The organism is Hydrogenophaga sp., from assembly GCF_022844385.1.
Lineage (GTDB): Bacteria > Pseudomonadota > Gammaproteobacteria > Burkholderiales > Burkholderiaceae_C > Hydrogenophaga.
Genome location: NZ_JALHLX010000125.1, coordinates 1 through 10228 on the forward strand (window position 1 = coordinate 1; position 10228 = coordinate 10228).

Annotated in this window: 11 protein-coding genes and 1 pseudogene; all 12 read left to right on the forward strand. The window is 65.0% G+C overall.

Annotated elements, in window-relative coordinates:
- Window positions 1-2301, forward strand: a 2301-nt coding sequence (locus Q0C59_RS16245; RefSeq protein WP_291217416.1) for a glutamate synthase-related protein, incomplete at its 5' end; no start/stop codon positions are given.
- A gap of 26 nt (window positions 2302-2327) precedes the next feature.
- Entirely contained in the window at window positions 2328-3809 is a 1482-nt protein-coding gene (locus Q0C59_RS16250) for a glutamate synthase subunit beta (RefSeq protein ID WP_291217419.1), read from the forward strand.
- A gap of 85 nt (window positions 3810-3894) precedes the next feature.
- Window positions 3895-4719: an ABC transporter ATP-binding protein gene (locus Q0C59_RS16255; RefSeq protein WP_291217422.1), complete on the forward strand. Its 825-nt coding sequence runs from the start codon at window positions 3895-3897 to the stop codon at window positions 4717-4719.
- Window positions 4716-5498 (forward strand): lipid asymmetry maintenance ABC transporter permease subunit MlaE, encoded by a 783-nt coding sequence (gene mlaE, locus Q0C59_RS16260; RefSeq protein ID WP_370654245.1) that lies wholly within the window; start codon window positions 4716-4718, stop codon window positions 5496-5498. The genes Q0C59_RS16255 and mlaE overlap by 4 nt, the downstream gene beginning before the upstream one ends.
- A gap of 19 nt (window positions 5499-5517) precedes the next feature.
- Window positions 5518-5997 (forward strand): outer membrane lipid asymmetry maintenance protein MlaD, encoded by a 480-nt coding sequence (mlaD, locus tag Q0C59_RS16265; RefSeq protein ID WP_291217424.1) that lies wholly within the window; start codon window positions 5518-5520, stop codon window positions 5995-5997.
- A 109-nt stretch (window positions 5998-6106) separates the two neighbouring features.
- On the forward strand, window positions 6107-6841 hold the full coding sequence (locus tag Q0C59_RS16270) for a VacJ family lipoprotein (RefSeq protein ID WP_291217426.1): 735 nt from the start codon (window positions 6107-6109) through the stop codon (window positions 6839-6841).
- A 117-nt stretch (window positions 6842-6958) separates the two neighbouring features.
- Window positions 6959-7582, forward strand: coding sequence for a phospholipid-binding protein MlaC (locus Q0C59_RS16275; RefSeq protein WP_291217435.1), 624 nt, complete (start codon window positions 6959-6961; stop codon window positions 7580-7582).
- Window positions 7583-7585: 3 nt separating this feature from the next.
- Window positions 7586-7894 (forward strand): lipid asymmetry maintenance protein MlaB, encoded by a 309-nt coding sequence (locus tag Q0C59_RS16280; RefSeq protein WP_291217428.1) that lies wholly within the window; start codon window positions 7586-7588, stop codon window positions 7892-7894.
- A 137-nt stretch (window positions 7895-8031) separates the two neighbouring features.
- Window positions 8032-8970: an ABC transporter ATP-binding protein gene (locus Q0C59_RS16285; RefSeq protein ID WP_291217437.1), complete on the forward strand. Its 939-nt coding sequence runs from the start codon at window positions 8032-8034 to the stop codon at window positions 8968-8970.
- Window positions 8967-9722, forward strand: a complete 756-nt coding sequence (locus Q0C59_RS16290; protein WP_291217430.1) for an ABC transporter permease — start codon at window positions 8967-8969, stop codon at window positions 9720-9722. Before Q0C59_RS16285 ends, Q0C59_RS16290 begins: the two co-directional genes overlap by 4 nt.
- Before the next feature lies 1 nt (window position 9723).
- Window positions 9724-9963, forward strand: a complete 240-nt coding sequence (locus Q0C59_RS16295) for a BolA family protein (RefSeq protein ID WP_069047539.1) — start codon at window positions 9724-9726, stop codon at window positions 9961-9963.
- A 14-nt stretch (window positions 9964-9977) separates the two neighbouring features.
- Window positions 9978-10228, forward strand: a pseudogene (locus Q0C59_RS16300) (UDP-N-acetylglucosamine 1-carboxyvinyltransferase); the annotation flags it as partial.

Genomic DNA, 10228 nt, shown 5'->3' on the forward strand with positions numbered 1-10228 from the left:
GGTGGCGAATACGCGTGGCGCGCCCGCGGCGAAGAGCACATGTGGACACCCGACGCCATCGCCAAGCTGCAGCACAGCACGCGCGCCAACAACTGGAACACCTACAAGGAATACGCGCAGCTCATCAACGACCAGAGCCGCCGCCACATGACCTTGCGCGGCCTGTTCGAGTTCAAGATCGATCCCGCCAAGGCGATCCCGATCGACGAAGTGGAATCGGCGAAAGAAATCGTCAAGCGTTTCGCCACCGGCGCCATGTCGCTCGGCTCCATCTCCACCGAGGCGCACGCCACGCTCGCCGTGGCCATGAACCGCATCGGCGGCAAGAGCAACACGGGCGAGGGTGGAGAAGACGCGCTGCGTTACCGCAACGAGCTCAAGGGGATCCCGATCAAGCAAGGCGACACCATGTCCGACCTGCTGGGCAAGGACGTGTTTGAAGTCGACTACGTGCTGCAGGCGGGCGACTCCATGCGCTCCAAAATCAAGCAGGTGGCCTCGGGCCGCTTCGGTGTCACCGCCGAATACCTCAACAGCGCCGACCAGATCCAGATCAAGATGGCGCAGGGTGCCAAGCCTGGCGAAGGCGGACAGCTGCCCGGTGGCAAGGTCAGCGACTACATCGGCAAGCTGCGCCACAGCGTGCCGGGCGTGGGTCTCATCAGCCCGCCGCCGCACCACGACATCTATTCCATTGAAGACCTGGCCCAGCTGATTCACGACCTGAAGAACGTAGCGCCGCATTCCAGCATCAGCGTCAAGCTGGTCTCTGAGATCGGCGTGGGCACCATCGCCGCCGGTGTGGCCAAGTGCAAGGCCGACCACGTGGTGATCGCCGGTCACGACGGCGGCACGGGCGCCTCGCCCTGGTCGTCCATCAAACACGCCGGCAGCCCGTGGGAAATCGGGCTGGCCGAAACGCAGCAGACGCTGGTGCTCAACCGCCTGCGCAGCCGCATCCGCGTGCAGGCCGATGGCCAGATGAAGACCGGCCGCGACGTCGCCATCGGCGCGCTGCTGGGTGCCGATGAATTCGGCTTCGCCACCGCACCGCTGGTGGTCGAGGGCTGCATCATGATGCGCAAGTGCCACCTGAACACCTGCCCGGTGGGTGTGGCCACGCAAGACCCGGCGCTGCGCAAGAAATTCAGCGGCAAGCCCGAGCACGTGGTGAACTACTTCTTCTTCATCGCCGAAGAAGTGCGCCAGATCATGGCGCAGCTGGGCATCCGCAAGTTCGACGACCTGATTGGCCGCGCCGACCTGCTCGACATGAAGCAGGGCATCGAGCACTGGAAAGCACGCGGTCTGGACTTCAGCCGCCTGCTGGCCCTGCCCAACGTGCCGGCTGACGTGCCGCGCCTGCACACGCAGGAACAGGAACACGGCCTGGACAAGGCGCTGGACAACATCCTGATCGCCAAGTCGCGCGGCGCCATCGACAAGGGCGAGCGTGTGCAGTTCATCGAGGTGGCTCGCAACGTGAACCGCTCGGTGGGCGCCATGCTCTCCGGCGCTGTGACCAAGGTGCACCCCGAAGGTCTGCCAGACGACACCATCCGCATCCAGCTCGAAGGCACGGGCGGCCAGTCGTTCGGCGCCTTCCTGGCCAAGGGCATCACGCTGTACCTGATCGGCGACGCCAACGACTACACCGGCAAAGGCCTCTCGGGCGGCCGTGTGGTGGTGCGCCCCAGCATCGACTTCCGCGGCGAAGCCGCACGCAACATCATCGTGGGCAACACCGTGATGTACGGCGCCACCACCGGTGAGGCGTTCTTCAGCGGCGTTGCCGGCGAACGCTTCGCGGTGCGCCTCTCGGGCGCCACCGCGGTGGTGGAAGGCACGGGCGACCACGGTTGTGAGTACATGACCGGCGGCACCGTGGTGGTGCTGGGCAAGACGGGGCGCAACTTCGCCGCCGGCATGAGCGGTGGCGTGGCCTATGTTTACGACGAAGACGGCCAGTTCGCCAAGCGCTGCAACACCGCCATGGTGAGCATGGAGAAAGTGCTGCCCGCAGCCGAGCAGGAAGCCACCATGGACAAGGCCATCTGGCACCGCGGCCTGAGCGACGAAGCGCAACTGAAGAAGCTGCTCGAAGAGCACAACCGCTGGACCGGCAGCAAGCGCGCGCGCGAACTGCTGGACACCTGGGCGCAGGCGCGGGACAAGTTCGTGAAGGTGTTCCCGAACGAGTACAAGCGCGCGCTGGGTGAAATCCACGCCCGCAAGAACGCGGTTGAAGTGACCACCAAGGCCCAGGCCACGGCGAAAAAAGCCACCGTCGCCGCCAAATAAGCCAACGCAATCGAAGGACACGCATCATGGGAAAAGTCACCGGCTTCATGGAATACGAGCGCCTGGAAGAGGGCTACAAGCCCGTCCCCGAGCGCCTGAAGCACTACAAGGAATTCGTCGTTGCGCTGGATGACCAGCAGTCCAAGGTGCAGGCTGCGCGCTGCATGGACTGCGGCACGCCGTTCTGCAACAGCGGCTGCCCGGTCAACAACATCATTCCGGACTTCAACGACCTGGTGTACCAGGGCGACTGGAAGAATGCGATCACGGTGCTGCACAGCACCAACAACTTCCCCGAGTTCACCGGCCGCATCTGCCCCGCACCCTGCGAGGCCGCCTGCACGCTCAACGTGAACGACGATCCCGTGGGCATCAAGTCGATCGAGCACGCCATCATCGACCGCGCCTGGGCCGAGGGCTGGGTGCAGCCGCAGCTGCCGCGCCACAAGACCGGCAAAAAAGTCGCCGTGGTCGGCTCCGGCCCGGCCGGCATGGCCGCGGCCCAGCAGCTCGCGCGCGCTGGCCACGACGTGACCCTGTTCGAGAAAAACGACCGTGTCGGCGGCCTGCTGCGCTACGGCATTCCCGACTTCAAGATGGAGAAGACCCACATCGACCGCCGCGTGGCGCAGATGGAGGCCGAAGGCGTGGTGTTCCGCACCGGCGTCATGGTGGGCACGCTTCCCAAGGACACCAAGGTCACCAACTGGGCGCAGGAGACGATCACGCCCGAGCAGCTGCAGAAGGACTTCGACGCCGTGCTGCTCACCGGCGGCTCCGAACAAAGCCGCGACCTGCCGGTGCCGGGCCGCGACCTCGATGGCGTTCATTTCGCCATGGAATTCCTGCCGCAGCAAAACAAGGTCAACGCAGGCGACAAGTTCAAGGGCCAGTTGCGCGCCGACGGCAAACACGTGATCGTGATCGGCGGTGGCGACACCGGCAGCGACTGCGTGGGCACCAGCACGCGCCACGGCGCCGTGAGCGTGACCCAGTTCGAAGTGATGCCGCAGCCGCCCGAGCAGGAAGACAAACCGCTGGTGTGGCCTTACTGGCCGCTCAAGCTGCGCACCAGTTCCAGCCACGACGAGAGCGCCGAGAAAGGCATTCTCCAGCGCGAGTTCGCCATTTCCACCAAGGCCTTCAAGGGCGAAAAAGGCAAGGTCACCGGCCTGACCACCGTGCACGTCGAAATGAAGGACGGCAAGCTCGTCGAGATCCCCGGTACTGAAAAAGAGTACAAGGCCGACCTGGTGCTGCTCGCCATGGGCTTTGTGAACCCGGTCGCCAGTATCCTGGACGGCTTTGGCGTGGACAAGGACGCCCGCGGCAACGCCAAGGCCACCACCGAATTCACCGGTGGTTACGCCACCAACGTGCCCAAGGTGTTCGCGGCCGGCGACATGCGCCGTGGCCAGAGCCTGGTGGTGTGGGCGATCCGTGAAGGCCGCCAGGCCGCGCGCTCGGTCGACGAATTCCTCATGGGCTTCTCCGATCTGCCGCGCTGATCCACGCGCGGCCCCACCTGACTCGGGTTTACCCCGAATCCCGTATCATCCAAAACCCGGGCATCGATTGCCCGGTTTTTGTTTGATGCCCATCGAAAACGAACCCCCTCTCGTCGAACTGCGCAACCTCACCTTCGGGTACGGGGAGCGCGCCATCCTCGACAACATCACGCTGACCGTGCCTCGGGGCAAGGTCACGGCGCTCATGGGCGCGTCCGGTGGTGGCAAGACCACGGTGTTGCGGCTGATCGGCGGGCAGCTCCGGGCGCAGAAGGGTCAGACCCTGTTCGACGGGCAAGACATCACCGTGATGCGGGCCGAGGCCCTGTACGCCGCGCGCCGGCGCATGGGCATGCTGTTCCAGTTCGGCGCCTTGTTCACCGACATGAGCGTGTTCGACAACGTCGCCTTTCCGCTGCAGGAACACACCAGCCTTCCGAAGGAACTGGTGCGCGACATCGTGCTGATGAAACTGAACGCCGTGGGCTTGCGCGGTGCGCGCGACCTGATGCCGAGTGAACTCTCGGGCGGCATGGCGCGGCGCGTGGCCCTGGCCCGGGCGATCGCGCTCGACCCTGAACTCGTCATGTACGACGAACCCTTCGCCGGCCTGGATCCGATCTCGCTGGGCACCGCCGCGCGCCTGATTCGCCAGCTCAACAACGCCATGGGGTTGACGAGCATCGTGGTTTCGCACGATCTGAACGAAACCTTCCACATTGCCGACCAGGTCATCGTGCTGGCCAACGGCAAGATCGCAGCCCAGGGCACGCCCGAGGAAGTGCGCCACAGCGAAGACCCACTGGTCAAACAGTTCGTCAACGCCTTGCCCGACGGCCCGGTGCGCTTTCACCATCCCGGGCCCAGCCTCGAAGACGACTTCGGCAACGGCCACAAGGAGCCCGCATGACCGTGGCGTGGATCGCCCGACTGGGCTTTGCGGTAAGAACCCAGATCATCGACATCGGTATCGCCACGCGCCTGTTCGTGCGCCTGCTGTGGCTGCTGGGCGCCGCCTTGCGCCGCCCGGTGCTGCTGCGCGACCAGATCCACTTCCTGGGCAACCACTCGCTCGCCCTCATTGGCGTCTCCGGCCTGTTCGTCGGTTTCGTGCTTGGTCTGCAGGGCTACTACACGCTGCGCATTTACGGCGCCACCGAAGCGCTGGGCCTGCTGGTCACACTGTCGCTGGTGCGCGAACTCGGACCTGTGATCACGGCGCTGCTCTTTGCCGGACGCGCCGGTACCTCGCTCACCGCCGAGATCGGCCTCATGAAAGCCGGCGAACAGCTCAGCGCCATGGAAATGATGGCGGTGGACCCCGTGCGCCGCGTGCTGGCCCCGCGCTTCTGGGCTGGTGTGATCGTCATGCCTTTGCTGGCCGGCATCTTCAGCGCCGTCGGTGTCATCGGCGGCTGGGTGGTGGGTGTGCTCATGCTGGGCCTGGACGGTGGCGCCTTCTGGAGCCAGATGCAGGGCGGCGTGGACGTCTGGGCCGACGTGGGCAACGGCGTCATCAAGAGCGTGGTGTTCGGCTTTGCCGTGACCTTCGTGGCCTTGCTCCAGGGCTTCAGCGCCCACCCCACGCCCGAAGGCGTGTCGCGCGCCACCACCCGCACCGTGGTGGTGGCCTCGCTGGCCGTGCTGGCGCTCGATTTCATCCTCACCGCCACGATGTTCAGCATCTGAGCGTCATCCGGAGACCAACATGCAAACTTCCAAAAACGACATCTGGGTCGGCCTGTTCGTGCTGATCGGCGCCGCGGCCATCCTGTTCCTGGCCCTGCAGTCGGCCAACCTGCTCAGCCTGAACTTCGAGAAAACCTACCAGGTGGTCGGCCGATTCGACAACGCCGGCGGCGTCAAACCCAAGGCCGCGGTGCGCAGCGCTGGTGTGGTGGTCGGGCGGGTGGAGTCCATCACCTTTGACGACACCACCTTCCAGGCCAACATCACGCTGGCGCTGGAGTCGCGCTACGCCTTTCCCAAGGACAGCTCGCTCAAGATCCTCACCAATGGGCTGCTGGGCGAGCAATACATCGGCATCGAGCCTGGTGGCGACACCGAGAACATCGCCGCAGGTTCCGTGATCACGCAGACGCAGTCGGCGGTGATCCTGGAGAACCTGATCAGCCAGTTCCTGTTCAACAGTGCGGCCAACAGCGGCAGCGCCAAGCCCGCCGAGTAACTCCAGCAGGGCCTTTGGCGGCGCGTCCGGAAAAGAGGCCGCAACCTGACAAGAATGCAGGCTGCTTCAACAACAACGTTTCGGGCATTGCGCCCAGGGGGTTCCAGGAATGAAAAACAAGCTCACCGCGACGAGCCGGTCGGCGGCACTGCTGGCCAGTGGCCTGGCACTGGCCGTGCTCACCGGTTGCGCCACCGGCCCCGACGCCAACCCGCGCGATCCGCTGGAGCCGTTCAACCGCGGCGTCTACCGCTTCAACGACGCGGTGGACACGGCGGTGCTCAAGCCGGTGGCCACGGTCTACCAGGACGTCACGCCCAGCCCGGTGCAGACCGGTGTAAACAATTTTTTCAGCAACCTCGGTGACCTGTGGTCGGCGGCCAATGCGGGTCTGCAGCTGCGCCCGCGCGAAGCCACGGAGAACCTCATGCGCTTCAGCGTGAATACCGTCTTCGGTCTGGCTGGCGTATTGGACATCGCTTCCGAGATGGGCATCCCGCGCACCCGCATCGACTTCGGCCAGACCCTGGGCCGCTGGGGCGCACCGTCGGGCGCCTATCTGGTGCTGCCCATCTTCGGTCCTTCTTCGGTTCGTGACGGCACCGGCCTGGTGGTCGACATGAGCGTGGACCCGGTCTCGGGCATGAACGACGTGTCGGCGCGCAACTCGCTCACCGCCTTGCGCGTGGTCGACACCCGCGCCGGCCTGTTGCGTGCCAGCTCGCTGCTGGAAGAAGCCGCGCTCGACAAATACAGCTTCACACGCGATCTGTACCTCAACCGCCGCCAAAGTCAGATCGACGACATGATCGACAAGGGCATCGGTCTGGGTGATGGGGATTGAGGCGCTGATACGTATCGCAACGAATGCAGTGGAACTGCTTCATATTTCTGCCGCTCTGATGATTTAGGCTGCGCTGTCTGCAGTCGGGCCATTGGCCTCCAAAGGAAAACAACCATGATGAAACGCCGCTCCTGGCTCTCCGCCCTCGTGATCACCGCCGCCGGTGTGATGTCCTTGCCTGCCCTGGCGCAGGATGAGGCACCCGATGCCCTGGTCAAGCGCATTTCCAGCGACGTGCTGGCTTCCGTGAAGGCCGATCCCGCCATCCAGGCCGGCGATGTGAACCGCATCGTGGCGCTGGTGGACGCGAAAATCCTGCCCAGTGTCAACTTCACCCGCATGACGTCTTCGGCCGTGGGTCGCTTCTGGCGCCAAGCCACACCCGAGCAGCAAAAGCAGCTGCAGGACGAGTTCAAGATCCTGCTGGTGCGCACCTACTCAGGCGCGCTCGGCGAGGTGAAAGACCAGACCGTGACCTTCAAGCCCATGCGTTCCAAGCCCGAAGACACCGAGGTGGTGGTGCGCTCCGAGGTGCGGGGCAAAGGCGAGCCCATCCAGCTCGACTACCGCATGGAAAAAACGGCCAATGGCTGGAAGATTTACGACATCAATGTGCTCGGCGTCTGGCTGGTGGAAACCTACCGCACCCAGTTTGCCCAGGAAATCAACGCCAAGGGCATCGACGGCCTGATCGCGTCGCTGGTCCAGCGCAACAAGTCCAACGTCGCCAAGACCAGCTGATCCGTGACGACCGCTTTGTCCATGGCCGCTGCCCCGGAGGCCCTTTCGGCGGCTCTGCCTGCACAGGTCACGCTGGCCGACGCCGGCAAGACCTTGGTGGAGCTGACGCAGGCGCTCGGGCAGCAAGCCGGTCCTGTGGTGCTGCTGGATGCGGCCTCGCTGCGTGTGTTTGACTCATCGGCCGTGGCGGTGTTGCTGGAGCTGCGCCGCCAACTCCGTGCGCAGGGCAAGACCCTGCAGGTGAGCAACTGGCCGCGCCGGCTCGAAAGCCTCATGGGCCTGTACGGTGTGAGCGAGCTGCTCGCGCCCTGAGCGTTTCCAGCAGGCCGCTGGCGCGGGGTCTGGCCCCGCGCCCCGTGCGGACACCAGCCCGGGCCTAAAATACGCGGTTATCCAACCGCCGCCCGATACCCTGTGCGCGGCCCATGACCCCCGTGGTTTTCTCGCGCATGCCCGCCGTTTCCTTCCAAGACGTCTCCAAAAGCTACCCGTCCTCGCGCGGTGCCGTGCGGGCCCTGCAGGCGGTCTCGTTCGACATTGAAGCCGGCGAATTTTTCGGCCTGCTCGGGCCCAACGGTGCCGGCAAGACCACGCTGATCAGCATCCTGGCCGGTCTGGCCCGTGCCACAACAGGCCGGGTGCTGGTGCACGGCAGCGATGTGCAGGCCGACTACCAGTCCGCGCGCCGCCAGCTTGGCGTGGTGCCGCAGGAGCTGGTGTTCGACCCCTTTTTCAACGTGCGCGAGGCGCTGCGCATCCAGTCCGGCTATTTCGGCATCCAGCGCAACGACGCCTGGATCGACGAGCTGCTTGAAGGCCTGGGCCTCACCGACAAGGCCAACGCCAACATGCGCCAGCTCTCCGGCGGCATGAAGCGCCGGGTGCTGATCGCACAGGCGCTGGTGCACAAGCCACCGGTGATCGTGCTCGACGAACCCACCGCCGGTGTTGACGTGGAGCTGCGCCAGACCTTGTGGCAGTTCATCTCCGATCTGAACAAGCGCCTGGGCAGCACCGTGCTGCTGACCACGCACTACCTCGAAGAAGCCGAGGCGCTGTGCGGGCGCATCGCCATGCTCAAGCAAGGCAGGGTGGTGGCCCTCGAATCCACCTCGGCGCTGTTGTCGCGCGCCGCGTCCAACGTGTTGCGCTTCAAGACCGACGCCCTGCTGCCGACCGACCTGGCCGTGCAGGCCCGCATCACCGGCCGTGTGGTGCAGCTGCCGGCCAACGACGCGCTGGCAGTGGAGCGCATCCTGGCGCGGCTGCGCGAGGCGGGTGTGGTGCCCGAAGACATCGAGATCCGCAAGGCCGATCTGGAAGACGTGTTTCTCGATCTCACCAGTGCACAGCCTCGGGCGACGAGCCCTGTTGAGATGCCAGCATGACCGGGTGGCAGACGCTGTTCTACAAGGAAGTCCTGCGCTTCTGGAAGGTCGGCTTCCAGACCGTGGCGGCGCCGGTCATCACTGCCATCCTGTATTTGATGATCTTCGGCCACGTCCTCGAGGGCCGGGTTCAGGTTTACGACTCGGTGAGCTACACCGCCTTCCTGCTGCCCGGTCTGGTCATGATGAGCGTCTTGCAGAACGCGTTCGCCAACAGCTCGTCGTCACTGGTGCAAAGCAAGATCATGGGCAACCTCGTGTTCCTGCTGCTCACGCCGCTGTCGCACCGCGCCTGGTTCGTGGCCTACGTGGGTTCGTCCATCGTGCGCGGCCTGGCCGTGGGCGCTGGCGTGATGGTGGTCACCTGGTGGTTCGCGCAGCCCTCGCTGATGGCGCCGCTGTGGATCCTGGCGTTTGGTTTCATGGGTGCGGCCCTGCTCGGCGCGTTGGGGTTGATCGCCGGCCTGTGGGCCGAGAAGTTCGACCAGATGGCAGCGTTCCAGAACTTCATCATCGTGCCCATGACCTTCCTCTCGGGCGTGTTCTACTCGATCCACTCCCTGCCGGAGTTCTGGCAGAAGGTGAGCCACCTCAACCCGTTTTTCTACATGATCGACGGCTTCCGCTATGGCTTCTTCGGCAAGAGCGATGTGTCGCCCTGGATCAGTCTGGTGCTGGTGGGTGGGGCTCTCGCCATCGTGAGCGCGATCGCGCTGCACCTGCTCAAGACCGGCTACAAAATTCGCCACTGACATGACCGCTGAACAACTGCAATCGCTCATCGCCGCCGGCCTGCCGTGCGAGCACCTCGAAGTCACCGGTGATGGCCGCCACTGGGCTGCCGTGATCGTCTCGCCGGCCTTTGAGGGCCTGCGCCTGATCAAACGCCACCAGGCCGTCTACGGCACGTTGGGCGGGCGCATCCAGACCGACGAGGTGCACGCCTTGTCGATGAAGACCTACACCCCCGCCGAATGGGCGGCCCAACCCTGAACCGCCAGCCAGCCATGGACAAACTCCGAATCACGGGTGGGCGCACGCTGCAAGGCGAAGTCACCATCTCTGGCGCCAAGAACGCCGCCTTGCCCGAGCTGTGCGCTTCGCTGCTAACCGCCGACCCGGTCACGCTGAACAACGTGCCGCGCCTGCGCGACGTGGCCACCATGCGCCAGCTGCTCGACAACATGGGCGTGCAGACGCAGACCCATGGCGAGCGCGGCGGCATCACGCTGCAGGCCGCCGACCCGATCCTGGCCGA

What these genes read in the sequence shown, in the direction of transcription:
- Q0C59_RS16250 (WP_291217419.1), top strand. Translation starts at nt 2,328, where the DNA reads ATGGGAAAAGTCACCGGCTTCATGGAATACGAGCGCCTGGAAGAGGGC.
- Q0C59_RS16255 (WP_291217422.1), top strand. Translation starts at nt 3,895, where the DNA reads ATGCCCATCGAAAACGAACCCCCTCTCGTCGAACTGCGCAACCTCACC.
- mlaE (WP_370654245.1), top strand. Translation starts at nt 4,716, where the DNA reads ATGACCGTGGCGTGGATCGCCCGACTGGGCTTTGCGGTAAGAACCCAG.
- mlaD (WP_291217424.1), top strand. Translation starts at nt 5,518, where the DNA reads ATGCAAACTTCCAAAAACGACATCTGGGTCGGCCTGTTCGTGCTGATC.
- Q0C59_RS16270 (WP_291217426.1), top strand. Translation starts at nt 6,107, where the DNA reads ATGAAAAACAAGCTCACCGCGACGAGCCGGTCGGCGGCACTGCTGGCC.
- Q0C59_RS16275 (WP_291217435.1), top strand. Translation starts at nt 6,959, where the DNA reads ATGAAACGCCGCTCCTGGCTCTCCGCCCTCGTGATCACCGCCGCCGGT.
- Q0C59_RS16285 (WP_291217437.1), top strand. Translation starts at nt 8,032, where the DNA reads ATGCCCGCCGTTTCCTTCCAAGACGTCTCCAAAAGCTACCCGTCCTCG.
- Q0C59_RS16290 (WP_291217430.1), top strand. Translation starts at nt 8,967, where the DNA reads ATGACCGGGTGGCAGACGCTGTTCTACAAGGAAGTCCTGCGCTTCTGG.
- Q0C59_RS16295 (WP_069047539.1), top strand. Translation starts at nt 9,724, where the DNA reads ATGACCGCTGAACAACTGCAATCGCTCATCGCCGCCGGCCTGCCGTGC.